This window comes from Mucilaginibacter sp. PAMC 26640 (genome assembly GCA_001596135.1).
Lineage (GTDB): Bacteria > Bacteroidota > Bacteroidia > Sphingobacteriales > Sphingobacteriaceae > Mucilaginibacter.
In genome coordinates, this window is record CP014773.1 from 1306888 (window position 1) to 1333502 (window position 26615).

The following is a 26615-nucleotide window of genomic DNA, read 5'->3' on the forward strand; positions in this document are numbered from 1 at the left end:
AGACAGCTTTAATTGCACACTGCCTGATTCCTTGTTTCATAGAACGAATATCCCCATAGCTGGAAGCTGTTGGGGATATTCGTATTTTAGGTATTCTTATATCCATTTGTTATCTTGTAGTTAAAGCTTATACCTTAATGGCATAAATTACGTTTACAAAACTGAAACTGTCAACCTGTTAAGGTAGCAATGTGCGGATTTTGCATTTCCTGGATTTTGCATTATCTTTATATACCAGTTAATTTAACTATATCCGGGCGAAAAAATAATGCGATATCTTATATTATTCCTTTTTTGCACGCTTCATCTCACGGCATCGGCGCAGTGGTGGCGCGGTGATTTTAAAAACCATCCCAGATACCCGGCTATTGCTCTTGTGCAGATGCATTCTGTTAAGCGCATCCCCAGTGCCGCTGCGATAGTTAAAAAACTACCCATGTATAAGTTTCCACGCACCGTTTACAACTTACAGCTTAGCGAGGGCGTAGTGATGAGATCGGCCCAGCATCATATGCGCTATCGACAATATGATTTGGCAAGTTATAATTTTAGTGAACTGGCAGAACTGTACGTTCAGGAAAACCGCTTATCTGAAGCCAAGTGGTATTATCTGCAAAGCATCCAAATCTCAAAGAGAATGGCAGACGACCAGCATACTATTAAAAGCCTGATTAGCCTGGCCATGGTTAAAGCTGATCTTGGCGATTTACCTCAAGCAGGACAGGACCTGTCAGAGGCGAGAACACTGGCAGTAGCCACCGGCAGGATCGAAGATATCATTACGGTAGATAAAAAAATAGCGTACGTAAAAAGCAACAAGATCTGGCTGGATAAGAGCGAGTGGCGGTATGCCGAGAATGCAGAAATAAAAGATAAGAAAAAATAAACCGTCTTTTGGCTCATAATGTAACATTTACGTAAAATGCGGGTCGTATTATAAAACAACCCAAACATTATTGTAATATTGTTATTCAATATATTAGCGGGACAGCCTTAAGCTGTCTCTTTTTTTATAAAGCAATTTAAAACAGGCATAAGCACTGATGTTTCACCAGGATCCCGATTTAAAGACTGTAAAAGATATGTGTAAAAAAATTTATTTGATGCTGGTTTTAGCGGCTGCGCTTGCCTGCAACGCCTCTCCATCTAAACCGGTAGCTATGAAAAAAGCCGGGCCGAATGACATCCAACCGGATGAGCAGCAAAGTATTGTGATGCAAAAGGTGGCCGGCCTTGTGGGCACTTACAATTACAAAAAGGTGGATCTAAATGATTCTATCTCCGCTATCATCTACACAGAATACTTAAAAAAGATTGACGAGAATCATAATTACCTAACTGCAGGTGATATAAAGGGCTTTGAACAGTACAAAACCACATTAGATGACGATATCAAAAGTGGCGATCTGAGCCATGTATTCTACATCTTTAATGTGTTTCAAAAAAGGTATAATGAATACGTAAATTATTCAATAGCCCAGCTTGGTCAGTCTTTCGATTTTACAAAAAACGAAACCTTTACGTACGATAGGGAAAAGTTGCCTTACGCTGCAACGGAAGACGATTTGCATAAGCAGTGGACACAACGTGTAAAATACGACCTGCTTAACTTGATGCTTACCGGCAAAACGCTTGAAGCCAATAAAGTAACTTTGAAGAAACGCTACAGCAATGTGCTTTCACAATCAAATAAGTTAAACAGCCAGGATGTTTTCCAGGTGTTTATGGATTCTTTTACGGGCGCTATCGATCCGCATACCAATTATTTTATCCCGTCTGCGGCAGCTGCATTTAATATTGATATTTCCCGCTCTCTGGAGGGTATTGGAGCTACACTGCAATCACAGAATGAATATGTTACGATCACCTCTATCGTACCGGGCGGCCCCGCAGATAAAAGCAAGCAACTAGCGGTAGACGAACGTATAATAGGGGTTGCACAAGGCAAAGCCGGAGAGTTTCAGGATATTGTTGGTTGGCGGATAGAGAATGCCATCGCCTTGATCCGCGGTACGAAGGGTACTGTTGTCAGGTTACAGATCCTCCCAAAAGGAACTGGTGCCAACGGTAAGCCGAGAGTATTAGAATTGGTTAGGGAAAAAATAATACTTAAAGATATATCTGCGAAAAAAGAGATCCGCACATACAATAACAATGGTAAAATGGTGAAGATCGGGATCATTAATGTACCCGCTTTCTACCTTGATTTTAATGAATATAAAGCTGGTAACCCCAACTATAAAAGTACAACCCGTGATGTTAGGCTGATTTTGGATACCCTGAAGCGCGAAGGTGTAGATGGTGTGGTACTTGATCTTCGCCAAAATGGTGGCGGATCGTTAATGGAAGCCACAGAACTAACAGGTTTATTTATTAAAACCGGCCCGGTTGTGCAGGTAAGGGATCCGCGCAATTCCGTAGAAGTTGAAAAAGACGACGATCCTGCGGTTGCGTATGCAGGTCCACTGGCGGTTTTGGTAGATCGCTTTAGTGCTTCGGCATCAGAGATCTTCTCCGGCGCGATACAAGATTACGGCCGTGGATTGATTATCGGTACTCAAACGTACGGTAAAGGTTCTGTACAGCGCATTATTGATTTGGATGAGGTGATCAGCCCAACACTAAAAGAGCGGCTTTCAAAACTAGCCGGTAAATCCACCACTGTTGCAACCGGCAGCCAGAACAAGTTTGGTCAGTTGAATTTAACCATCGGCAAATTCTATCGCATCAGCGGTGGCTCTACCCAGCACAAAGGGGTATTGCCAGATTTAGAATTTCCATCGGTTATCCCTATGGATAAATATGGTGAAGACACCGAGCCATCTGCGATGCCTTATGACGTGATCCCGAAAACAGAGTATACGAAAGTTGGGGACTTTACAGCCGTTTTGCCACAGTTGAAAAAACTGCATGACCAGCGCATGAGCAGCAGCGACAGCTATAAATACCTGATGCAGGATATTACGGAACTGAAAGCACGTGATGCGGAAACCAGCATTACCCTCAACGAAGCACAATTGAAAGCCAAACGTGATGCGGATGAGAAGAAAGCTTTAGAGCAAAACAATCTTCGCCGTGTAGCACTGGGTCTTCCCGCTTTGAAAAAGGGCGATACAAAACCCAAGAATGAAGACCTGGATTTCCTTAAACGAGAAGCCGGTCAAATTCTGACAGATTACCTTACTTTAGATAACAAAGTGTCTACGACCATCAAATAGATAATACTTAATTCGAAGCCCGGTTAGCAACGCTAGCCGGGCTTTTTCATGGGCCATCCCTAAGGCGTCTATGATATAACTTTCTTCCCTGTAGTATGCGGTTTTTATAAAAAAAGGGGGGCTGTTACGCCCCCATCCTTTAAAACAAAAACAACCTCCCAATTATTTATTGCCTTATCTTTTGGTCATTACATTTTACTCATGGTGTCTTTTTCCATTTTCATTTTGCCTTTCTTCATTTTGGCCATTTTCTTCTTTTCCATTTTCATTTTTTCATTGTGCATTTTTCCGGTATCAGGTGCCGTTTTTTGTTGTAGTACCGCCGCCGTGCCAGCGTTTCCGTTAAGGCTGCAAAGTGAAATGGCTCCTGCCAATAAAACAGATGATAAAAGTGTTTTGCTGTAAGTTTTCATGTGCTTAATTTAATTTCCTGCTTGGTCGATACGGGTCACTAAACCTTACACCTTTTTTAATTTTTGTTTAACTCATCTTCTATCTGTAGCTGCAGTTTGTTTTTGAAGGCATCATCCAGTCCTGTTGCTGCACTTGCCGCCCCGTTAAGCAACCTGCTAATCATCAAGCCGATCTTTTCACTTTGCTTTACATATAACTTACAGGCATCGCAGCCCGTAAGGTGGATCCGGAGTTCTATCTGCTCTCTAAAACTTATTTTTCCCGCCAGCTTTTTATCCACTAAAAAAGTGGCTTGGCGGCAGTTGTAAATTATTTTCTTTAATCCATCCATATCATAACCAATTTTTTTGAAGGCAGGCCCTCAGATTTAATTTTGCCCGGTGGATGATTACCCAATAATTCGATGCGGTTATCCTTAGTTCGGAACAAACCATATCGGTAGGCGCATCATCAAGGTGCTTCATCATAAAAACAGTGCGCCATAAGGCCGGCAGTTTTTCCATACATCGTTGCAGGATCGTGTTAAATTCCTTTCCTGCAAGCGGGTCATAGTTATCTATACCAAAATGTTTGGGGCTGTGCTCTTTTTTCCAATGCCCGTCATCCTCCCTAAAAAAATCCGCCATGTCCCCTTCTGCGTTTATCAGCTCCAGGGTTTTTAATCCCGATGCCTTTTTACGGTAAACATCAATGATCTTATTTTTCAATATGCCCGTAAGCCAGGTACGCTCGGAGCTTTTACCGGCGAAGTTGCGCATGCTTTGCAGCCCCGCCAAAAAGGTCTCCTGCACCAGATCACGCGCCTGTTCTTCATTGCTAACACGGGTTACCGCGTACATATAAAGGTAATCTGCATAAGCCTTTACCCATTTTTTGGGTTCCAGCTTATGATCGTTGGGAGGTGTGATCATTTCTTAGTTATAAACAAGTGCTTTGTCGTTAGGATATGCAAAACCTTACAACGAGATTTACATTAAATTTGTACCCGGATTCTCGCCCTATGTATAGCCAGTTGTAAAGCTATAGCCTGTGTTGATAAATATAATTTTATTTGTAAGGAAATCTGCCGAACACCTACTAAGCACGAAAAGATTATTGTTATGAAAGCTATCAAACTATTCACCTATGCAGCTATCCTGCTTGCTGCTGGGCTTGCATCGGCCGCATTTATTAATCCAAAGCATACTCCTGCCGTAATGGGCCATAAAGTGATGGCAGGGGATGAAGGCTTTGCTGTAGTGGAGCTGTTCACTTCCGAAGGTTGTTCCAGTTGCCCTTCGGCAGATGCCGTAGTTGCTAAAATCGACAAAGAAACGACTGGCAGGCCGGTTTACATCCTGGCCTATCATGTTGACTATTGGAACCGCCTGGGTTGGAAAGATGTTTTTAGCAATGCCGATTATTCGCGCAGGCAAAGCATTTACGCCAATTGGCTAAAGCTAGGTTCGGTTTATACGCCGCAGATCATTGTAAACGGCCATACAGCATTTGTTGGTTCGCAGGAGGGCACCCTCCGAAACGCTATAACAACCGGCATCAATAAAAAAAGTAGATCACAGCTTTCGTTTGAAGGCTTAAAAGCAACCGGCAGCCAGGCATCTGTAAAATATTCAACAGCAGGAATTACTGCCGGCAACGCTTTGGTACTTGCGCTGGTAGAAAAGAATGCCAGTACGGTGGTAAAAAGCGGTGAAAATGGCGGCAGGACGCTATCACATGTACAAATTGTAAGCCAACTGCAGAGCATTAACCTAAACGGAGATAAAAGCGGCGAGGCTAAGATCACTTTGCCGGGTTCATTTTCGGCAAGTAACTATGAGGTAATTGGCTTTATACAAAACACCCAGACCGGCGAGATCAAAGCTGCCGCGCGTACCGCTTTTCCTGCAATGGTTAGTGCAAGTAATTAACCCCAGAAGATTAAAGCCTCCCACCATATGAAAGCTATAAAAGAAAAACACTCCCTGCTGATGCGCTGGACGCATTGGGTCAATTTTCCTATCCTCACCATTATGATCTGGAGCGGGATGCTGATCTACTGGAGCAACGATGTGTATACGCTAACACTGTTTGGCCATACCTTTTTTAAATTCTTCCCGGATTGGTTTAATAAAGCCCTCAATATACCCGCCCGTTTACATGAAGGCATGGCGTTCCATTTTCTGTTTATGTGGTTCTTTGCACTGAATGGCGTTATCTATGTTATCTATACCATCATCTCCGGGGCCTGGCGTGAAATAGTACCCCAGAAGAGATCTTTCAAAGAAGCATGGCTGGTACTATTGCATGATCTGCACATCCGCAAAATGGCTCCGCCTCAAAAAAAATATAATGCAGCGCAGCGAATTGCCTACACGGCCATTATCATTATGGGGTTCGGGTCGCTGTTCACCGGACTGGCCATTTATAAACCCGTACAATTCAACAAACTTACCTGGCTGTGCGGAGGCTACCATGCTGCACGGATAGAGCACTTTGTTTTAACGCTAGGCTTTGTGTTTTTCTTTTTGATCCACGTATTACAAGTAGTACTGGCCGGATGGAATAATTTTCGTTCGGTAGTCTCGGGGTTCGAAATTGTGGAAACGTCTTCGGCGCCCGGGCCTTTTGTAAAAGAACCTACAGCTATAACGCCCTCAACCCCAGATACCGATGGAAAATAACAAAAAGCCAAAAAAAGCGCTTACCGTTGATCAACAGATCAAAAGGCGCAACTTTATATCATTCGGCGTATTCGGGGTGATGAGCGCCGCGGCTTACACTGGTTGGCAAAAATTGTATCATTCACCAAAAGAGGTTGCGGGGATAACCGCCAATGAGCATGCGCCACTGCGCAGGGCCTTGAATAAAACCGAGCTGTTCTTCAGGAATTTTTTTAGCAGCAACCACCTTGTTAAAACTTATCCTAAGGAAATGGCCGCCAAAAACGTGCGCCAAAATAGCAACATCGGACTCAAAACCCCGGTTGACCTGCCCGGCTGGAGCCTTTTTGTAAAAAAACAGAACGGCGAAGTTTTCAACATTACCATGGATCAGATCCGGGCACTGCCAAAAACTGAGATCGTGTTTGATTTTAAATGCGTGGAAGGCTGGGACCAGATCCAACACTGGGGCGGATTAAAATTTATCGATTTTATAGATCATTTTGGGCTGGCAAACGAAACCACGGCAGGCTACGTAGGGATGATGACACCTGATAAACAGTATTTTGTAGGGTTGGACATGCCAAGCGCGGTGCACCCGCAAACCATACTGGCCTATGAAATGAATGGCAAACCAATACCGGTAAACCACGGCGCACCGCTGCGCCTTATTATACCGGTAAAATATGGTATCAAAAACCTGAAACGAATTGGCAGCATTACTTTCAGCAATAAGCGACCGCCCGATTACTGGGCCCATGCAGGGTATGATTATTATTCAGGACTGTAGACAAACACATCGGCGCTTGCGAAATCCCCTTAGTCAACACATAGCTTATGTTTAATGGAAAGAATTATTAATTGCGCAAACTGCATGATGGTTCAACAGAAACTACCCACGGCTTTATTACTTGAATATACTTTTCGCTTTCGTTATCGTTTTCTCCAGGTCTATTCCTTCATCCAGTACGCCTTTAAACAAGTCGCCTTCTTTTTTGAGCCGCGCTATAGCGTTATGAATGGTAAAATCTTTCATCGTTAAGCCCGGCTTTACTTCGTCCCAATGCAAAGGCATAGATACCGTTGCGCCTGGCTTTGGCCGTAGCGAATATGGGCCCGCAATGGTTGCGCCCGGGCGGTTTTGCAGAAAATCGAGGTACATTTTGCCGTCCCGGTTTTTAATCATCCTCTCCAGGGAAGTATACTCCGGAATTTCCTTGTGAACAATGTTTACGATTAACCGGGCAAACATTTGCGACTGGTCATAGTCGTATTTTGCACCGAGCGGGATATAAATATGCATCCCGGTGGATCCGGATGTTTTGCAATAGCAAGGCACATCGATGGCATCCAATACTTTTTTTACCTCTAAAGCGGCCGAGATCACCTGGTCGAAGGTGTTTTTATCCGGGTCGAGGTCGATGATGCAATAGTCCGGATTATCGGGCGACTGCACACGGCTAAACCAGGGGTTCATTTCAATACATCCCAATGATGCCATCCACAGCAGGGTAGCTTCATCGTGCCCCACAAGGTAGTCCTTTTCTTCGCCATCGCTGGTAGTATAAGGGAAAGTGCGCACCCAATCCGGCGATTTGCCTTTTACATCCTTCTGGTAAAAACTCGGCCCGTGAATGCCCCCCGGGAAACGGTTGAGCGATTGCGGCCGGTCTTTCAAATATGGTAAAATATACTCGGCTACCTGGTAATAGTAATTGAACATATCCCGCTTGGTGATGCCATCCTCGGGCCAGTATACTTTGCTGAGGTTAGTAAATTTCAGATCGTGCCCGCAGATCTTTTTAACCTGCGTTTCTTCCTTAGGATTAAGCAGCGTACGCTTTGCCGATTCTTTTGGCGCTTTAACTAAGCGGTGTTTATGCTCTTTTGGCTTTGCTGCTTTTTCCGGCACTTCATCTGCTACTAACTCATCGGTATCCACTTCCGTTTCCCGAACAACATCTTTCGCTTTTTTGTCATCCCGCATGCCCTGAAAAGAGGGGTGGCGAAATACACCGTCGCTGGTTACTTCCGTAAAACTTACTTCGCAAACCAGCTCCGGCTTTAACCAGGTAGCTTTCGCCTTTGGCGGATTAGGCCTGAAGCGCGATGGCTTGTTTACATCCGGCTCGGTGTCAAATGGCGTTTTATCAACAATTAACGGCTTAAATGATGCCATCATTTCCTTTTGCAGCTTATCAGAAAAGCCGGTGCCAACCTTGCCTACATACTGAAAGCGGCCACCTTCATAAACGCCTAACAGCAGTGAGCTAAATTGCTTGGCTGTGCCTTCATTTTTTGTAAAACCACCAATCACCACTTCCTGGCGTTTGTTAATCTTGATCTTCAGCCAGTCTTTGGAACGATTATCGGCGCTATAAGTACTATCGGCTTTCTTTGCCATAATACCTTCCAAACCAATCTTTTCAGCAGCTTCAAAAAACTCAATTCCGCTGGCCGTAAACACCTGGCTCATTCGGATTCGGTCATCGTTAGTTGGTAGCACTTCTTTCAGAATAGCCTGCCGTTGTGTAAGAGGCAGGTCCATCAGGTTTTTACCATCATACCACAATATATCGAATACGTACAGCATCAATTCGCCGTCTGCTTCACTTCGCCAGTTTTGCAGTGCACCAAAGTTAGATACGCCTTTGTCGTTCAGCACCAAAATTTCACCATCTATCACAGCGTTGATCTTCCAGCTTTCCAATAGCTGGGTAATGGGGTAATATTTTTCGTTGAACGACTTATTATTACGGGAGAGCAATTGTACTTCGCCTTTGTTAATAAAGCCAAGTGCACGGTAACCATCCCATTTTATTTCGTAGAGCCAGTCGGGGTCATCAAATGGTTTATCAACCAATGTAGCCAGCATGGGTTTCATTCCTGTAGGGATAGCGCCTTTGGGTGCCTTTTTTAATACGGCTTCAACATCAACTTTCTCTGCGGGTTTTGCTTCTTCAATTACGTCTTCTATTGCTTCAACCTGAGGTTTTATTTTACCTGCTTTTTTTTTACTATTAGTCTTTGTATCGTCCACATCTTCCTCGTGGCCGTGCTGCCAAACCTTCTCACTGGTTTTTTCCATCTTTTCAATGGTTTTACCGGTAAGTACCGATTTATCTTTTTTGGTAATGTCGGCAGCCGACGCAAAATCGTCTTTATGCTTGATCAGCAGCCAGCCATTCTCGCCCATGCCATGGGTTTTTACCAGCGCGTACTCGCCCTCTAATTTTTCCCCGTGGAGTTTTATTTTGAGGGAGCCATCTTTTAGTTGCTTGAGCAGATGCTTTTCTTGTGCTTTCTTGCCCTTAATTTCCTCAATAGGCTCGTAGGTGCCTTCATCCCAAACAATCACCGTACCGCCGCCATATTCGCCCTGAGGGATAATACCTTCAAACAAGCGATAGTCATACGGGTGATCTTCCACCATCATAGCCAGCCGTTTGTTTTTGGGGTCGGTGGATGGGCCCTTAGGTACCGCCCAGCTCTTAAGCACGCCATCCATCTCCAGCCTGAAATCATAATGCAAACGGCTTGCGTCGTGCTTTTGGATCACGAAGCGCAATTTATCCTTCTCGGGACTTTTACCACCCTTGGGTTCTGCGGTTTTAGTAAAGTCCCGCTTCTCTGCATATTTTTCCAGGCTCATGATGTTGCTTATTATTTGTTTAAATAAGCTTCAACAGCTTTTGCAGATGTACCAACTGCCTTAACAGCTTCCCGCAATTCATCGCGGGAAATGCCAAACTTTTCGCTCCAATACTGTAATTCGTAATCCTCATTCACGTTGATCAAATCGCGATCTGGGGAACCTGTTTGTTGCTTGTTATCCATGGCTTGCCTGTTTGTTTGTTTTACTAACACGCTTACCCTTATATGGTTTGAAAGCAATTTAATTAGTAGGAAAATCTATTTATGAGGGTTATTCTCAATTACTGACAAAATATTCCCTGCCGGATCCGTGAACCAAGCGATATCAGGTCCGCCGTTACCTCGGGCGATATTATTCTCATCCGTTTTTAAATAAGCGCTGTCGTAGCTTTCAAATTTCACGCCTTGATCTTTCAGCGCTTTCACCGTTTCTTCAATATTTTCCACCGGGAAGTTCAAAACCGTGTAGGTTGCAGGTTGATGGTTCGGTTTCGGATAAATGATCAGGTCATTACTTCCGCTGATCTGTACATGAAGAATACCGCCCATTTCATTGTTCTGCGATACCGGCAGGCCCAATGTTTCGCTGTAAAATTTTTTGGCTGTCTCGATATCGTTTACCGAAAATCCGCCGAATGCCTTCGAGTCTTTTAACATGATCCGCTTTATTGGTTAATATATACCCTCAAAAGTGCGGCCAATAACTTGATTAATAAGGGGTTATTGCGACAAATTAATGGTACAGATGCGACTCACAGTAATTTAAACACAATTTTTTTTCCGGGCTTGTTTGAAGATGCCAATAGTAATCACGCCCATTGTGACTTAGCGCTGATTAATTTTGAATTTCTGTCACTTCTTCACCTCATAAACATTATTCCCCTTGTTGACATCCGGATAAATATCCCCTGCATCGATGATAACTTTTATCACCCGCCCGGGTTTGTCTGCGGTAAAAGTGTATTGATGATCGTACTCCCAGATCTCCACCGGGAATGCCCGTTTTTCGATCGACCCATCGGCATACGTAAGCTCAGCTAACAGGGGCATTGCAGCCTTATCCAGGTTTTCAATGGTGATTTCTGCCGGGCCGTTTGGTTTGTTCTCAATAATTTTTACTGATTGGTCCAGCCGGTAGTTCTCTAAAAACATCGACTTCCAAAACCAGGTCAGGTCTTCTCCTGACGAACTATCCATACTCCGGAAAAAATCCCATGGGGTAGGGTGCTTGTACGCCCAGTCGCTGATGTATTTCCGAAAAGAACGGTCGAACCTGTCGGGACCAAGGATTTGTGTGCGCAACAATGTTAACAGGTAGGCTACCTTTTGATATTGCAGCGTGTAAACCTGGCTGCCGGGGATGGCATCGGGCCGGCTAACTATAGGCAGCAATTTTGGAGAGAAGAGCGCAAGCCGCGGACTATCGATTTCCGCGTAGCCAATGTACTCACCTTTATTAAATGCTTTTGTAGCCATATTATCGATAAACAGGTTAAAGCCCTCATCCATCCACGCATATTTCCGTTCGTTGCTGCCAACTACCATCGGGAACCAGGTGTGCCCTAATTCATGATTCACCACCGCCCAGTACATATTACCGGTATCCTTCGCCGAGCAGAACACCATGCCCGGGTACTCCATCCCATCCAAATTGGAGGCTACGTTCACGGCTTTGTTGTAGGGGTAGGTAAACCATCTCTCGGAGAAATGCTGTATGGTAAATTTGATATATTCAGATGAGCGTTTCCAGCTGTTTTGCTTTGCAGATTCTTCCGGGTATAAAGAGCTTGCTATAACTTGCTTGCCATTGGCTAGCGAAAAACTTTGCGCCTCCCATATAAATGACCTAGACGCCGTCCAGGCAAAATCACGGGTGTTATCCATTTTATATTTCCAGGTACAGGTTGCAGCGGCGGGGCGGGAGGATGCCTGGGTGACTTCTTTAGCCGTACGGATCTGCACCGGCTTAGCGCTGCCATTTACCGACCGCCAGCGCTGTAACTGCACGGGCGTTAAAACTTCCTCCGGGTTTTGCAGATCACCGGATGCTTCTACCAGGTAAGCCGAAGGCACCGTAATGTTAACATTAAAACTCCCGTACTCCAGGTAAAACTCCCCGTTGCCGAGGTAGGGCAGGGTATTCCAGCCCTCTGCGTCATCCAATACACACATGCGTGGATACCATTGTGCCACGGCATAAATGTCGCCGTTTTTGGTGGGTAACAAATCTGTACGGTTCACCAGGAAATCGGCATTTTTATAATTCAACGGAAACTGATAACTGTAGGCAATACTAAAGGTGATAAGTTCGCCGGTTTTTAGGGGTTGTGGTAACTCTACCTGCATACGGGTATCATAAATATGATAACGCAGCGAATCGGCACCGCTACCGGTTAACTTAACCGACTTCACCTTATAGCCGCCATCTGTCGTCTTTTTAGCCGGATCTTTATAAAGAAACAGCTTTGCCTGGACGCCCCGCGAATCTTTTTTAAATACATTTTGCTCCAGCTGCATCCATAAAGCCGAAAGAGCTTTGGGGCTGTTATTGGTATAGGTTATGATAGCTACACCTGTTATGGTATTGGTTTGCTCATTAAGTGTTACGTTCAGCTGGTAGTCGGCGCGGTTTTGCCAATAGTTTGGGCCGGGCTCGCCGTTCGCCATCCGGTACTCGTTGCCGGGCGGCAATAGCGGCAAAGCAGGAAAAAGGTCTGACGGGTTATATGTAGATTGTGCGGAAGAATAATTAACGCTGAATAGCAATGCGGCGGCAATAGCAGCTTTTATTCCTTTTAATAGCTGTGGCATAGCGGTGCAGGGGTTTTGTATATGCTAATATAAAAAAAGCCCCAGCATTTCTGCTGAGGCCGTATCAATTCTGCTCCCCCTTGAGGGGGTTGGGGAGCGTCTTACATCTTTGGCATTCTCCGCATCATGCTGGCCATGGCTGCCGGATTGCTCATTTGCTTCATCACCTTTTTCATATCGTCGAACTGCTTCATTAAGCGGTTTACCTCTGCCAGATCACTGCCCGAGCCTTTAGCGATGCGCATGCGGCGGCTTTGATTGATCAGGTCGGGGTTTTCCTTCTCCTTCGGTGTCATGCTCTGGATGATCGCTTCTATGCCCTTAAAGGCATCATCGCTCACTTCCACATCCTTCATCATTTTACCAACACCCGGTATCATGCCCATCAGATCTTTCATGTTACCCATTTTTTTGATCTGCTGGATCTGGCTGTAAAAATCGTTAAAGTCGAACTTATTCTTGCGGATCTTCTTTTGAAGCTCAGCAGCTTCTTTCTCATCGAACTGCTGTTGCGCACGTTCTACCAGGGAAACCACGTCACCCATGCCCAGGATCCTGGATGCCATACGATCCGGGTGGAAAACATCCAGCGCTTCCATTTTTTCGCCGGTACCGATGAATTTGATAGGCTTGTTAACAACCGATTTAATGGACAGCGCAGCACCACCGCGGGTATCACCATCCAGCTTGGTTAAAACCACACCGGTAAAGTCAAGGCGGTCATTAAAAACTTTAGCGGTGTTCACAGCATCCTGCCCGGTCATGGAATCCACTACAAAAAGGATCTCATGCGGTTTAGTAGCATCTTTTACCTTTTCTATCTCCACCATCATGGCCTCGTCTATGGCTAAACGGCCAGCGGTATCGATAATGACTACGTTATGCCCGTTTTGCTTCGCAAAAGCAATACCTTCCAATGCAATTGCAACCGGGTCTTTAGAATCGCGGTTAGCATACACCGGGATGCCCACCTGCTGGCCCAATACCTCCAGCTGATCTATCGCCGCGGGGCGGTAAATATCATCAGCAACCAGTAAGGGTTTTTTGTTCTTTTGCGTTTTAAGGTAGTTTGCCAGTTTACCGGTAAAGGTGGTTTTACCCGCACCATTTAAACCTGCAATCAAAATAATGGTTGGCGACGCTTTCAGATCAAGATCTGCAGTAGTACCACCCATCAAAGCGGTAAGCTCATCGTTCATGAGCTTGGTAAGCAGCTGCCCCGGCGAAATGGAGGTCAATACATTCTCGCCCATTGCCTTTGTCCTCACATCATCTGTAAAGGTTTTGGCTGTTTTATAATTTACGTCGGCATCAAGAAGGGCCTTGCGGATCTCCTTCATGGTTTCAGCCACGTTGATTTCAGTAATTGAACCCTGGCCTTTTAATACTTTAAACGCCCTGTCGAGTTTATCCGATAAATTTTCAAACATTATCTATTCCTAATTTTTGAGGACACAAAGTTATCATTTTGAAGCATAAGCACCTATCACAATATTGCATTTATAATCGGGTATGCAGCAGGGGTTTCTTACGAAGTACTGGTCAGGTCTCGATTAAGGTGCATTTTCGCTTAGTATAACGATCAAAACACCCAAAAATGAACGGCTTGGATTCAACCGGCAACCGGGTATTTGCCTTGCTTAAAGTGCACACGGTAGAAAATATTTTCAACCTAAAGTATACCTTGAGCCGTATTATGGGTTTGAATTTGCGACTGAGACATTACTGGATTAAGCTCAATAATGAGGAGATTTTTATCCTGGCGAAGGATGGTGCGTTAGCCACACTTTCCTCATCAAAAGCGCAGGGTTTAAACCCTCAACATTTACGGAAACTTGTATAACACGCCCAGCGATAAGCCCTCTGTTCCCTGTACGCTGTTAGACGTGTTTTTGTCAAACAGCAAAGTGCCGTTGACAGAAACATTGATAAGCCGGTTTACACGTGCCGCTAAAATAGCATCCAGGCGATGGCGGGTAAAAGCGATGGGCTGGCCATAGGGTACAAACATATCATAACGGGCATTCAGGTGCATGTTTTTTGCAATATCCTTATCAAAAATCGCCACCATCTGGAACGCGATATCATTACGGATGGTTTTTCCCGGCGTTACACCGTAATTGCCCGGTATGTTACGATAAATGGTGGTATCCAGCACAAAGGTTTGGCGGGCGGTACCGGTACCTAAACGCAGATCAAAATATTTGGTTGGCTTATACTCAAAACCTATAGACTCGGTTAAATAACCTGGCGACATTAAATTAGAGATGAGCTGTGGCGGGGTTAAATTGGTAGCATCGTATTGAAAGCCTTTATCAAATTGCGATTCAAAACTCAATGAACCGAAAAAGAACCAATTCTTAGATAGCTGGGAAGCAACCTTGTTATCGTAAAAGATGCGGTCGTTACTCTTGCGGGCACCCTGGCCTTTGTTTTTTGATTTACCGTAAAGCAGGTTCAATTCTGATGTGTAACTGAAGGGTGCCTTATTATACTCTAACCTGTAGATGAAGTTTGAGCTCAACGCTACTGCGGTTATACCCCCGGCTGCATAGTTGTTACTAAATGCCGACTGGCTAAAATTCAACCCGAATGTAATGTACTTGCGCCAGTAGCTCACCTTGTAATCCATCATGGTTACGGGTATCAGCTCTTGCTGTATAGTCACTTGCTTGGATGGTACAGGTATCGAGTTGTTTTTTGGATAGATACGATACTTGTTAAGCATATTTGTATCTATTTTAACTGTATCACGCTTAAGGGTGTCGGTGTTTTGGGCTTTGGCAGATAGGGCAGCAGCTAGCGAAAGCAGGAAAAACAAATACTTACCGGTTTTCAACATATCGCAAAGAAAAAGCAAAATTCTGTTATTTCAACGTTCTATTTTTAAATGTTGTATGCGTATTTAAAAAAACTTTGCCCAACTGTACCATTTTCTGCTTGATAGATAGGTCATCTCTGTTTCTTTCTGATACGCCTCACGCTCAAATACAATGTTGAAATACGCTTTGTAGTGCTGCCGGTAAATTGCCAGGTTACAGAGGTAATTGAGCAAGTATAACACGTAAAAAGGTATTACCAATAGCTCGGCCTGCTGCCTCAGGTGGATGCGCTCATGATTAAGTACAACCTCATCATTTAAAGCCTTGCTATCGCTTACCAATATGAACGGCCACAAAGCCATGCCACTTACATTTAAAAAACGGACAATAACTACGGGATATCTCATTTGCTCATAAAGATACTGGGCAGGGGCGAAAGTTCAAAAGCTTTCGGGTTGCGTTTGTAACGCTTAAGGCTGCTGCGAATGTAAGATATGAAATCGTACTCATTAGTTGTTGTGACCAGGTAGTACCCGGGCCGGTATTTAAACATAAAATCGCTCAGCTGCGGTTCCTTTAAAAAGGTTATACCAGCAACAAAAGTTTTGTTAAAGCGGTAATCAACAACCGACTGCTTGTAATCCCTGTCGATGATAATTTTAAGGTGTTCCGCATTTCGGCCGCTTTTACTAAACATGTTGTAAAGGGCATCAATACTAAAGCCAACAATTCCCTGCCCAATGCTAAGTAAATCGCGGTTGCCTATAGGTCCGTAGATTTTGCTGTATTCGCTTTTAGTAGCCAAATAGCGGCGCTGCGGATTCAGTAAGGTATCCCTCACGGTTACTTGCTGTAATTGAATAGCCAACGGCCGCAGGTAAACAGCTAGCGGCGAATAGTTTTTAATAACAAGTGTGTCGGTATGGTGATCGGGTTTGCTAAAAACAAGCTGATCGCCGGAGGTGGCATTAATACTAAACTCACCTTTTAAGTTATTGTAAACCGACTGGCCAGTTCCTATATTACGCACATTTACTTTAGCAATCCGGGCGTTGCTTTCTTTGTCAAATACAATTCCTTTAATCTCCTTTTGCTGAGCAAAGGCTGATGTGCAAAGGATGCAGAACAGAAGCGGGAACCATAATTTCATTAGAGGGGTTAAAACTACACGTTTAAACGTACTGCGCCATTAAATTAACAGTATTTAACATGCTATTTAACTACTACAAGCTTCTGGCCAATTTTTATGCCATTGTCGCCCATGCGATTCAGCGCCTTCAGTTCGTCAACGGTGATACCAAAACGTTTGGAGATGTTGTATAGTGTATCACCTTGTTTTACGGTGTAAATTTTTTCGTCGGGAGAGGATTTTGCAATGCTGTCTGTAGCCGGTTTGCCTATTTTATCATTGATCTCATCCAGCACCCTGTCCTCGCGTTTAATCTTGGCCGCTTCGCCCTCGGGCCTGTCATATTGGTCCAGATTGTATTTAATGATCAGATTGATCAGCAGCTGCGGATATTTTGGATTCGTGGCGTATCCGGCAGCTTTTAGGCCATAAGCCCAGCCTTTGTAATCGTCTTTATCCAGCTCAAATAAACGGGCGTAATTTTTTTTCTTTAAGAATTCAGAGTGGTCGCGGTAAGAGTCCTCCGGGTTTTCATACACCCGGAAGCAATCGTTGGTATTGTCATCGTCTTTGTAGTAAGACTCCCCCATCCAGGTTGAACCGCATTTAATTCCAAAATGGTTATTTGCTGCAACAGCCAGATCGCTGTTGCCGGCTCCCGATTCAAAAAGACCCTGCGCCAGCGTGATACTTGCAGGAATACCGTAGGCATTCATTTCCTGAATAGCTATGCCCTTAAACCGGTCAATGTATTCTAGCGATGTGGATGATTTATGGCTGGCGATGCCAAATTTGTTGCGCGACCTGATGGCATTATTATTTCTGCGGGCCTTACCGCTGCTAATGGCGCTTTTGTGAGCTGAGCAGGAATTGAAGAGTATAGCAAGTATAAGAAGCAGGTATATTTTCCGCATTGCAGGATAACCATTTAACCCCAACGGGCTGTTAATACTAGAAATTATTTTTGGTTATCTGCCAGTTCGGTTTTATCAGCAGCAGGTTTTTCATCAAGGTCGTTCAGGTTATATTTTTTGATTATCCCCATTACCTGAGATGCCCAAACGCGGCTGCTGCAATAACCGCTGCGCTGGATGCCTTTTGCCCAGCCGGCGTAGTCATACTGGGTAAGCTTATCTGCAAGATGGCTGAATTGCTTGCGCTCAGTCATGATGCGGGCAAAATCCTGGAATGAATCCATAACAGAATCATAACGTTTGTAGGAAGTTGTCACTTTCTTATTGTGTTTATAATAAACTACAGAGCCTCCACCTTTTACTCCAAACTGATTGTTGAGGTTTTGAGCAATATTGCTTTTGCCGCTTGCAGATTCATGCATGGCCACACCTAAAATGATGCTTGCCGGTACGCCTGTTTCGTGCATAATACGAATGGCATTATCTTTGAACTTCTCTATGTAAGATTGTGAAGTTGTTTGTGCCGATACGGCTGTTGATGTTGCAATAAATGCGGTTGCCAACAGTAGAGTAGCAGTAAAGAGTTTCTTCATAATTATTTCTTTCTGATGAGCAATAAGCCATCACGAACGGGGAGAATAAGTTTCTCCACTTTCGTATTAACTGTTATTAGCTCATTTAGTTTGCGAATGTTTGTTGTGTCAGCGTCCTTATCGTTGCCATACACCTTCCCTTTCCACAAAACATTATCAATTATTATTAACCCACCGGGCCTTACTTTATCAATTACTAACTCGAAATAAGTAAAATTATTTCGTTTATCGGCATCTATAAAAACCAAATCAAAGTTATCTATCTGTAAATCTGCTATTACAGCCTCTGCAGGGCCAAAATGAAGCTTTATTTTTTTATCCACATTTGTTGAGGCAAAGTGTGAATTGAGCATTTCTTCAAATTCCCGGTTTACTTCGATCGTGTGTAAAACCCCCCCTTCCAACAATCCTTCAGCCAGGCAAATGGCCGAGTAACCGGTAAAGGTGCCAATCTCCAAAATGAGTTTCGGCTGCATCATTTTGCTCAGCATACTCAACAAGCGCCCCTGGTAATGCCCCGAAAGCATGTGCGGTTTAAGTACTTTAACATACGTTTCGCGATTGATGGCCCGAAGCTCGGTTGTCTCCGGATCAAGGTGGGCATCGAGATAGTCCTGAAGGTCTTGAGGGAGAATTTCCATGGCGCAAAAATAAGGAATTTATTTTTGCACTAATTTACCCGTTACCTCACCAGTCTAGAAGACCACATTACTCCCCGAAAAATTCTATAATCGGCCATTGCTGTTGTGCAAACAAGGTGCCGGCAATTAAAAATATAAATGCCGCTGTAAGAATAGGTTTTAACATTGGGTTCTAAGTTTGAACCTAAGTTAATTATTTAATAAGATGGTAAGGGACGGTTTAACATTCTTTAACAAGGATTTTGTCTGAACCTTGCTTTTCCTGATAAAGCATTCCTCGATGAAAATTAATTTTTAAATCCTTCTTCAAAAACTTTTACTCATCCAGCTCTGCAGCAGTATCACTGCCGAAATGGTATCCACCAATTCTTTATTCTGCCGGGCTTTCTTACCCATGCCGCTTTGGGCAATAGTGGCCGAGGCCATTTTTGAGGTGAAACGCTCGTCGAACATTTCTACCGGGATTTCCGGGAAAGTTTTTTTGAGCAGGTTACCAAAGCCTTTTACATGGCTGGCAGATTGGGATGGCGTATTATCCATTTGCTTTGGCTCGCCTAAAACAAAGCGCTCCACTTGCTCGGTTTGCAGGTATTTCTTTAAATAATCAATTATTTTTAACGGGTGGATAGTGTCCAGGCCGGTTGCGATGATCTGCATAGGGTCGGTAACCGCAATACCTATGCGTTTGGTGCCATAATCGAAAGCCATTACCCGCATCAGATTTGAGATAGAAGATAGGAGATGTGAGATTTTTGCATATAGAATAGTTATAAAATAACTTCCTCAAAGATAGACGAAAGCGAGCTTCGTCTCAAATCACATATCTTATATCTCACATCTAAATACAAAATCTCATATCTAATTTTTACCTTGCACCAATGCAGTTTAAGCAAATTACCGGGCAGGATGCTGTTAAGCAACGATTGATCACCTCTGTAAATGAGAACAGGGTGAGCCATGCGCAGCTTTTTTTAGGCCCGGAAGGGAGCGGCAGCCTGGCGCTGGCCGTAGCTTATGCCCAGTATGTTTCCTGCGAGAATCGCCAGCCGGATGATTCCTGTGGTGAATGTTCCTCCTGCCGAAAATACGGTAAACTAATGCACCCCGATTTGCATTTTTCGTACCCCAACTTCGGTACACCCAAAGAAACTTCTATCGATTTCATAGAACAATGGCGCGAAGCATTTACCACCAACCCGTATCTTAGTTTAGATACCTGGCGCGGATACCTGGATGCGGGGAACAAGCAAGCCAACATCAATATCGCCGAGTGCCATCAGATTCTGAAGAAGCTTAGTTTTAAGCCTTTTGAGTCGGCCTATAAAATATTGATATTGTGGCTGCCCGAGTTTTTGGATAAGCAGGGTAATGCCCTTTTAAAGGTGATAGAGGAGCCACAGCCCAACACTTTGTTTTTACTGGTGGCCCAAAATCAGGATCAGATCCTGAATACCATCCTGTCCCGCACGCAGCTGATCAAGATCCCTTGTTTACATTACGAGGAAATCCGGAGGTACCTTATCGAAAACCATAAGCAAACAGAAACGGCGGCGGCTGAAATTGCTTACCTGAGTAACGGCAATTTAACCGAAGCCCTGCAAATGCTGAAGCATGATAGCAAAGGCTACCACAGTATGTTTGTACAATGGCTGCGCCTGTGTTTTGGCAACAAGGTGCTGGAGATTCTGCCGTTTGTAGATCAGTCGTCCAAAATGGGGCGCGAGAATCAAAAGAATTTTATCCGGTATGGCATCAACTTTATCCGCGAATGCTGCCTGATCTCTGCAGGTGCAGAGCGGATGGTTCACTTACCGGATCAGGAACTTGAAACTGCGCGGAAAATGGCCAAAGTGATGAACATTGCCCAATCCGAAACGATCATCGCCGAACTGGAAAAGGCTCATTATCATATAGAACGCAATGCTAACCCTAAGATCTTGTTTTTAGATGTATCTTTGCAGATTATAAAAGTACTAAATTTGAAAATTGTCCCCCCGGGGAATCATTATATACCGAATTAATTATGGGATGCGGAAGTTGCTCAACAGGGGGCGGTTGCTCACCTGCGGGCTGCAAAAGTAATGGCAGTTGCCTTACTAACGGTTGCAGTAAATTAGATGTTCACGATTGGCTTTCCCACATGGATATGCCAACTAATTATAAGCCTTTTAGTATTGTTGAAGTAAAATTCAAAGGATCCAGAAAGGAATTTTATCATAACAACGATAATATATACCTGGAAGCGGGCGAACTGGTAGCGGTAGAAACTACCACCGGCGGTTACGATATCGGCCACGTATCTATCACCGGCGAACTGGTGCGCATGCAAATGACCAAGCGCCATGTAAAGGAAGCAGATGTGGTTAAAAAGATCTATCGCCGCGCTACCCCTGCAGATGTAGATAAATGGAAAATGGCAAAAGACCTGGAGTGGGAAACGATGCACAAATCGCGCACCCTGGCTTTGGAACTGAAGCTAAGTATGAAAATTAGCGATGTAGATTACCAGGGCGATAAAACAAAGGCCACCTTTTATTATACGGCGGAAGGCCGCGTAGATTTCAGGGAACTGATTAAAAAGATGGCGGAAAGTTTCCGTATCCGGATAGAGATGCGGCAGATAGGTATGCGCCAGGAAGCAAGCCGTTTAGGCGGTATAGGTTCCTGCGGCCGCGAATTATGCTGCAGCACCTGGCTTACCGATTTTAAAACCGTATCTACTTCAGCTGCGCGATACCAAAATCTGTCATTAAATACCTTGAAGCTTGCCGGCCAGTGTGGCAAACTCAAGTGCTGCTTAAACTATGAGTTGGATACTTATATGGACGCGCTAAAGCACATTCCGGATAACGTAAACTACTTAAAGACTGAAAAAGGAGATGCCCGTTTGCAAAAAACCGACATATTTAAAAAGATCATGTGGTTTGCTTATCCGCGCGAAGAATCATGGATCCCGTTGCCAATTAGCCGTGTAAAAGAAATTCAGCAAATGAACCGCGATGGCGTTTTGCCGGAAGACTTGGGAGAAATTGTTGAAATAGAAAGCGCACCGGTAAAAGTATTAGATTACGAGAATGTTGTTGGCCAGGATAGCTTAACCCGTTTGGATGAGCGCCGAAGTAATAACAACAAAAATAAGAACAAGAACAAAAGCCGTAACAAAGGCCCTAAGCCTGAAGGTGGCGAAGACAGGCCGGTACAAGCTGGAGGCAGCCGCCCACAGGGACAGCCGAATACACCAAAAGCTAATGTGCCTAACCAAGGCGGCCAGCAAAGGAATGCACCACGGCCGGAGGGCGGCGAAAATCGCAGGCGGGGGAATAATCCAAACAGGGGTGCTGCGCAACAAGCAGGACCAAAACAAGAGAGTGAAAGCAGGCCGCAAGGTGAAAGCAAACCACAGGGGAATAACCGCAGACCTAACCGACCGCGGCCAAATCCAAATAACCCTAACAGGAACAGTAATAACCCACCACCACCCCAGGCAGAATAATGAACCGGAGTTTTAAAATGATGCTGGGCGGGTTAATCGCTTTTTGTTTGCTAGGGGCACAGGGCTGCAGCGATCCGGCAGGTGTTTTTGATCAGAATGCGGAAATAAGCAACCATAACTGGTCGTACACTAACCGGGTTAAATTTGATGTTAAGATTGAGGATGCATCCATCCCCTATAATCTTTATATGAATCTACGCGTATCCGGCAGTTACCGGTATGCTAACATCTATGTGCTTTTGATACAGGGTCACTCCGGCAAAACAGCAACTACACGGTACCAGGTACCCTTAGCTAACCCCGACGGAGAATGGTTGGGTAGCGGCAGCGGTAATTTATACAGTTACCAGTATCCGCTCCGTAAACACTACAAATTCCCTGCAAAAGGCACTTATCATTTTGAATTTGAACAGAACATGCGAGATAATCCGCTGCATGAAGTGAGCGATGTTGGCTTAAGAGTAGAAAAAGCTAATTGATATCTTATATCGTTTTTGTTTGTTGTTTTCTGTTAGTATATTACCCAACGTAAACCTAAATTTTCAAGCGTGAAAAAAATCTTACTAATATTCCTTATCTGCCCGCTTTTTTCACGGGCGCAAACTACTACAAAAAATTCAGACAGCGTCAAATTTGCCGGATCGGTAAAGTATTATTCTAAAATAATTATTAAAACACCTACGGATGCAGATGCTTACTATAAACGGGGCAGTGCTAACCTTAATCTACGAAACTACAAATTAGCCTTAGCCGATTTTAATAAAGCTTTAGCCATCAATCCAAAATATGTGGAAGCTATTTTAGACAGAGGCCGGGCATACCAGTCGCTCGAACAATATGCATCTGCTATCAAAGAATATAATGCCTATCTCATCTTAAATCCCAATAGTTCTGCGGGATACTATAACCGCGGCATGGTTAAGCGCCTTCAAAAAAATTATACGTCTGCATTAGAAGATTATCAAAAGGGTGTATTGATAGATCCGAAAGATCCTGACTTTTATAATGAAATAGGTATTTGCAAAAAGCGCCTTGAAGATTACAAAGGAGCCTTAGTTGAATTTAAGAAAGCGATAGACCTGGCCCCGGCAGACTATAGCGCCTATTACAACTCCGGCCTTACTCAAAATCAAATGGAAGCTTATAAAGATGCTATCCTCTCATTTAATCAGGCAGCAGAAAGATCGCCTAATAATGCAGATATTTATTACAGCAGAGGCGATTCCCACCGTTATATGGAAAGTTATGATGAAGCCATTTCAGACTATTCCATTGCAATAAAACTCGACCCTAAATTTTTAGATGCTTACAACAATCGTGGTATAGCTAAATATGGCAAGAAAGATTATGAGGGAGATATTGCCGATGCAAATCTTATTTTAGCAATTGATCCAAAATATGCAAATTCTTATTATAACAAAGGGCTGGCTAACGATAAACTTAACAATTATGCAGATGCTGTAGAATGTTATGATAGCTTCATCAAACTGTCGCCTACCGATCCCGACGGTTTTTTTAAAAGAGGAAACGCAAAATTAAATCTTGAAGATTATAAATCAGCTATTACCGACTATAATGAAACCATCAAACTTGACGTAAAGTATGGTAATGCCTATAACAACAGAGGAGTAGCTAAACGGTATCTATCCGACTATAAGGGAGCGATTGCAGACTATGATCAAACGATTATGCTTGATCCAAAAGATGGTGCTGCTTACAGTAATAGGGGTTATGCCAAACAAATGCTCGGAGATAACACTGCTGCATGCATCGATTGGAAAAAAGGTTTAGAATTAGGTGATACAGATGCTGCGGATTACATTACTCAGTATTGTAAATAGGCGTTAATTCACCGTATAATCCGCAGTTAGCTTGCTGAAGGATCCCAGTTCCCGCCCGTTTTCGCTTGTGCCCGGCGCGCCATTATCGGTAATGCTGTAGCTGATCGTATTGGCTAATGATGTCTGAATTTCAAGATGAACAAGGTCTCCCGGGTTTAAAGAGGTGCTGTAATCATAAGATCCGCCGCTAACCGGTTTTGTCTCCAGCGGGGTGCCCGTAGTTGCATCGCTTTTAATTACACTTAATACAACGGTATAGTCTGCTGTTCCTGTTGCGGTAACCTTGATGGTATGTGCCATTGGCGCCGGGTTGCTCTTTTTTGAGCAGGAAAGCATTGTGCAGCAAATCATCATGGTTGCTATTGCGTATAGGTATTTCATAGCTTTGTTTATTTTAAGATAATTTAAACTATGTAAAGATGCTGATTGTAGTTAACTGTAACAACCATACTTTTACTATGAAAAATTTCCATTCTTACCTGCTGATTTTACTTGCGTCCGTTTTACTTTGCTTTTCGGCATGCAAGGGTACCACCGGACAAACAGGGGGCGCACAGGCAGATTCCGGACAGACACACGTTGGTAACTCCGGACCGGCAGACAGCAGCGGTTATAAAACATCTCCAAATGAAACAGGCGGTAAGGACACCAGCGGGAATAGATCAGGTACTACCAACGCGCCAACAGATACGCTGAAGCAGTAAATATTCTTGGCATAAAGCCGTTTTTAATTCAGGTGTTTCACTCCGCGAAAGTGAATCACCTGAAACAGGTTTATAACTGATAATCAGTTTATTGCTGTTTTTGGTGAATCGGCCTTTTTAATATACAAATAATTTTAAATTACTGAATATCAATTACTTGTTACTTGATAGATTTTGCAGGCTTGAGAAATTGAACACGCTGAATCACTTGCAGTGAAACACTTTTTATACACTATTTACAGACTATTGAACCGCCAGATAGTTCCCTTATGTAATCCAATAACTCTTTTATTTTTTAGTAAATTATAAATTACTACATTCGTTTTGCTAATATTATTATCAAATGGATGTGCCTTTAATATTGATTGTGCTCAGTGTAATTATACTCGCTGTTGCTTTGTTGCTTTTTATCAAACGGCCTGCTTCCGGACTGGTCTCTTCAGCAGAGTTAACCGGCTTAAAGGCAGAGAACGATCATCTCAAAATATCGCTGGCCAGGGCAGAAGAAAGGGCGGTTAACCTCCTTTCCGAAAAAGAAAACATCACCAACCATTTGAAGGCCGAAAAAGTAGTACTGGCCGATGAAACCTTCGATCTGCGTGATCAATTGGCGCAGGCTCATCAGTCATTGGAGTCGGCCAGGGCTAATTTCCAGGCGCAGCAGGAGCGGCTGCTGGAACAAAAAGCAGATGTTGAACAAACCCGCGGCCATTTCCAGAAAGAGTTTGAGAACATTGCCGAAAAGCTGCTAAAGGAAAAATCCCGGGAATTTACCGATGTAAATAAGTTGAGTATCGATACCATCCTTAACCCGTTAAAAGAGAATATAAAATCATTTGAGGAAAAGGTTGAAAAGGTATACAATGCAGAGGCTGCCGAACGCCATGTTTTACGCGGCGAGATTGGCAAACTGATGGAATTGAACAAACTTATCAGTACTGAGGCATCTAACCTCACCAAAGCGCTAAAAGGCGACAATAAAAAACAAGGAAACTGGGGCGAGGTGATCCTGGAGAAAGTATTGGAACGCAGCGGCCTGGTACGCGACCGGGAGTACCGCACACAAGCCAGCCTGAACCACGCAGAAGGGGGCAGGATGCAACCCGACGTGATCATTGACCTCCCGGATGAAAAACATTTAATAATTGATGCCAAGGTCTCCCTGATCGCCTATGAGCGCCTGGTAAATTGTGAGACCGAAGAAGAGCGCCGGTTGTACTCAAAAGCGCACGTAGAATCTATCCGCGGGCATGTGCATGGTTTATCCTCTAAAAACTATCATGACTTGTACCAAGTAAATTCACCAGATTTTGTATTGCTGTTTGTGCCGATTGAATCATCCTTCAGCTTTGCGGTACAACTGGATGCCGATCTGTTTAGCGATGCCTGGGATAAACGCGTGGTAATTGTTAGTCCGAGTACCTTGCTGGCCACCCTGCGCACCATTGCCAGTATATGGAAGCAGGAGCGTCAAAACCGCAACGTTTTAGAGATAGCCCGTTTAAGCGGTGAAATGTATGATAAGTTTGTTGGTTTTGTAGGAGATATGGAAAGCATCGGCAAAAACATCAAACAAAGCCAGGACAGCTACGATAAGGCGCTTAATAAATTAACCGATGGCAGAGGTAATTTGACCATTACGGCCGAAAAAATTAAAAAGCTGGGAGCAAAGGCAAATAAACAAATAGATGTGAAATATATTGGGGAAGGCGAAGCGTAGCCCCCTAACCCCCTGAAGG

28 protein-coding genes are annotated in these 26615 nt (G+C 43.9%); 12 read left to right on the forward strand and 16 right to left on the reverse strand.

Features of this window, described 5'->3' with window-relative positions; all coding sequences use genetic code 11:
• Nucleotides 1–268 precede the first annotated feature (268 nt).
• Entirely contained in the window at nucleotides 269–886 is a 618-nt protein-coding gene (locus A0256_05585) for a hypothetical protein (protein AMR30934.1), read from the forward strand.
• A 196-nt stretch (nucleotides 887–1082) separates the two neighbouring features.
• Entirely contained in the window at nucleotides 1083–3218 is a 2136-nt protein-coding gene (locus tag A0256_05590; protein AMR34440.1) for a tail-specific protease, read from the forward strand.
• Between the two features lie 188 nt (nucleotides 3219–3406).
• Here the strand turns inward: A0256_05590 and A0256_05595 are convergent, their stop codons facing one another.
• The 3 genes from A0256_05595 to A0256_05605 are packed head-to-tail and all read right to left on the reverse strand — an operon-like array spanning nucleotide 3407 to nucleotide 4543.
• Nucleotides 3407–3631, reverse strand: coding sequence for a hypothetical protein (locus A0256_05595; protein AMR30935.1), 225 nt, complete (start codon nucleotides 3629–3631; stop codon nucleotides 3407–3409).
• 56 nt (nucleotides 3632–3687) lie between these two features.
• Complete coding sequence (locus tag A0256_05600; GenBank protein ID AMR30936.1) at nucleotides 3688–3963, reverse strand: hypothetical protein; 276 nt, start codon at nucleotides 3961–3963, stop codon at nucleotides 3688–3690.
• A 1-nt stretch (nucleotide 3964) separates the two neighbouring features.
• Nucleotides 3965–4543, reverse strand: a complete 579-nt coding sequence (locus A0256_05605) for an RNA polymerase subunit sigma-24 (GenBank protein AMR30937.1) — start codon at nucleotides 4541–4543, stop codon at nucleotides 3965–3967.
• 189 nt (nucleotides 4544–4732) lie between these two features.
• Here A0256_05605 and A0256_05610 point away from each other — a divergent pair, with 189 nt between their 5' ends.
• The 3 genes from A0256_05610 to A0256_05620 are packed head-to-tail and all read left to right on the forward strand — an operon-like array spanning nucleotide 4733 to nucleotide 7064.
• Nucleotides 4733–5542, forward strand: a complete 810-nt coding sequence (locus A0256_05610) for a hypothetical protein (protein AMR30938.1) — start codon at nucleotides 4733–4735, stop codon at nucleotides 5540–5542.
• A 27-nt stretch (nucleotides 5543–5569) separates the two neighbouring features.
• Nucleotides 5570–6295, forward strand: a complete 726-nt coding sequence (locus tag A0256_05615; protein AMR30939.1) for a thiosulfate reductase — start codon at nucleotides 5570–5572, stop codon at nucleotides 6293–6295.
• Nucleotides 6285–7064 (forward strand): molybdopterin-binding oxidoreductase, encoded by a 780-nt coding sequence (locus tag A0256_05620; protein AMR30940.1) that lies wholly within the window; start codon nucleotides 6285–6287, stop codon nucleotides 7062–7064. The genes A0256_05615 and A0256_05620 overlap by 11 nt, the downstream gene beginning before the upstream one ends.
• 117 nt (nucleotides 7065–7181) lie before the next feature.
• On the opposite strand, the gene A0256_05625 is transcribed toward A0256_05620, so the two are convergent.
• The 5 genes from A0256_05625 to A0256_05645 form a co-directional block, all read right to left on the reverse strand.
• Nucleotides 7182–9926, reverse strand: a complete 2745-nt coding sequence (locus tag A0256_05625) for a DNA ligase (GenBank protein ID AMR30941.1) — start codon at nucleotides 9924–9926, stop codon at nucleotides 7182–7184.
• An 11-nt stretch (nucleotides 9927–9937) separates the two neighbouring features.
• Nucleotides 9938–10141, reverse strand: coding sequence for a hypothetical protein (locus A0256_05630; protein AMR30942.1), 204 nt, complete (start codon nucleotides 10139–10141; stop codon nucleotides 9938–9940).
• Nucleotides 10142–10186: 45 nt separating this feature from the next.
• On the reverse strand, nucleotides 10187–10585 hold the full coding sequence (locus A0256_05635; protein AMR30943.1) for a glyoxalase: 399 nt from the start codon (nucleotides 10583–10585) through the stop codon (nucleotides 10187–10189).
• A gap of 195 nt (nucleotides 10586–10780) precedes the next feature.
• Nucleotides 10781–12739 (reverse strand): hypothetical protein, encoded by a 1959-nt coding sequence (locus tag A0256_05640; GenBank protein AMR30944.1) that lies wholly within the window; start codon nucleotides 12737–12739, stop codon nucleotides 10781–10783.
• A 101-nt stretch (nucleotides 12740–12840) separates the two neighbouring features.
• Nucleotides 12841–14169: a signal recognition particle protein gene (locus A0256_05645; protein ID AMR30945.1), complete on the reverse strand. Its 1329-nt coding sequence runs from the start codon at nucleotides 14167–14169 to the stop codon at nucleotides 12841–12843.
• A gap of 167 nt (nucleotides 14170–14336) precedes the next feature.
• On the opposite strand from A0256_05645, the gene A0256_05650 reads away from it, so the two are divergent.
• Entirely contained in the window at nucleotides 14337–14582 is a 246-nt protein-coding gene (locus A0256_05650; GenBank protein ID AMR30946.1) for a hypothetical protein, read from the forward strand.
• On the opposite strand, the gene A0256_05655 is transcribed toward A0256_05650, so the two are convergent.
• From A0256_05655 to A0256_05685, 7 genes are all read right to left on the reverse strand, one after another.
• The gene (locus A0256_05655; protein ID AMR30947.1) at nucleotides 14565–15581 is read right to left on the reverse strand and encodes a hypothetical protein; all 1017 of its coding nucleotides are present in this window, start codon (nucleotides 15579–15581) and stop codon (nucleotides 14565–14567) included. The two genes, A0256_05650 and A0256_05655, sit on opposite strands and share 18 nt — an antisense overlap.
• Before the next feature lie 63 nt (nucleotides 15582–15644).
• Nucleotides 15645–15968: a hypothetical protein gene (locus tag A0256_05660; GenBank protein AMR30948.1), complete on the reverse strand. Its 324-nt coding sequence runs from the start codon at nucleotides 15966–15968 to the stop codon at nucleotides 15645–15647.
• Nucleotides 15965–16711, reverse strand: coding sequence for a hypothetical protein (locus A0256_05665; GenBank protein AMR30949.1), 747 nt, complete (start codon nucleotides 16709–16711; stop codon nucleotides 15965–15967). Before A0256_05665 ends, A0256_05660 begins: the two co-directional genes overlap by 4 nt.
• 62 nt (nucleotides 16712–16773) lie before the next feature.
• Nucleotides 16774–17604 carry a hemagglutinin gene (locus A0256_05670; GenBank protein AMR30950.1) on the reverse strand — a complete coding sequence of 277 codons (831 nt, stop codon included), beginning with the start codon at nucleotides 17602–17604 and terminating at the stop codon, nucleotides 16774–16776.
• Between the two features lie 44 nt (nucleotides 17605–17648).
• Nucleotides 17649–18197, reverse strand: coding sequence for a hypothetical protein (locus tag A0256_05675; GenBank protein AMR30951.1), 549 nt, complete (start codon nucleotides 18195–18197; stop codon nucleotides 17649–17651).
• A gap of 2 nt (nucleotides 18198–18199) precedes the next feature.
• Complete coding sequence (locus A0256_05680) at nucleotides 18200–18838, reverse strand: methyltransferase (protein ID AMR30952.1); 639 nt, start codon at nucleotides 18836–18838, stop codon at nucleotides 18200–18202.
• 306 nt (nucleotides 18839–19144) lie between these two features.
• Nucleotides 19145–19555 carry a crossover junction endodeoxyribonuclease RuvA gene (locus A0256_05685; GenBank protein AMR30953.1) on the reverse strand — a complete coding sequence of 137 codons (411 nt, stop codon included), beginning with the start codon at nucleotides 19553–19555 and terminating at the stop codon, nucleotides 19145–19147.
• Nucleotides 19556–19716: 161 nt separating this feature from the next.
• On the opposite strand from A0256_05685, the gene A0256_05690 reads away from it, so the two are divergent.
• The 4 genes from A0256_05690 to A0256_05705 all read left to right on the forward strand — a co-directional run bounded on the left by A0256_05690 (nucleotide 19717) and on the right by A0256_05705 (nucleotide 24172).
• Entirely contained in the window at nucleotides 19717–20859 is a 1143-nt protein-coding gene (locus tag A0256_05690) for a hypothetical protein (GenBank protein AMR30954.1), read from the forward strand.
• A 2-nt stretch (nucleotides 20860–20861) separates the two neighbouring features.
• Complete coding sequence (locus A0256_05695) at nucleotides 20862–22331, forward strand: hypothetical protein (protein AMR30955.1); 1470 nt, start codon at nucleotides 20862–20864, stop codon at nucleotides 22329–22331.
• Entirely contained in the window at nucleotides 22331–22810 is a 480-nt protein-coding gene (locus tag A0256_05700; GenBank protein ID AMR30956.1) for a gliding motility lipoprotein GldH, read from the forward strand. The genes A0256_05695 and A0256_05700 overlap by 1 nt, the downstream gene beginning before the upstream one ends.
• A 69-nt stretch (nucleotides 22811–22879) precedes the next feature.
• Nucleotides 22880–24172, forward strand: coding sequence for a hypothetical protein (locus A0256_05705; protein ID AMR30957.1), 1293 nt, complete (start codon nucleotides 22880–22882; stop codon nucleotides 24170–24172).
• Between the two features lie 3 nt (nucleotides 24173–24175).
• Here the strand turns inward: A0256_05705 and A0256_05710 are convergent, their stop codons facing one another.
• Nucleotides 24176–24553 (reverse strand): hypothetical protein, encoded by a 378-nt coding sequence (locus A0256_05710; GenBank protein AMR30958.1) that lies wholly within the window; start codon nucleotides 24551–24553, stop codon nucleotides 24176–24178.
• A 38-nt stretch (nucleotides 24554–24591) separates the two neighbouring features.
• Here A0256_05710 and A0256_05715 point away from each other — a divergent pair, with 38 nt between their 5' ends.
• Together A0256_05715 and A0256_05720 are read left to right on the forward strand one after the other, a co-directional pair.
• On the forward strand, nucleotides 24592–24876 hold the full coding sequence (locus tag A0256_05715) for a hypothetical protein (protein AMR30959.1): 285 nt from the start codon (nucleotides 24592–24594) through the stop codon (nucleotides 24874–24876).
• A 343-nt stretch (nucleotides 24877–25219) separates the two neighbouring features.
• Entirely contained in the window at nucleotides 25220–26596 is a 1377-nt protein-coding gene (locus A0256_05720) for a DNA polymerase V (protein ID AMR30960.1), read from the forward strand.
• Nucleotides 26597–26615: the final 19 nt, after the last annotated feature.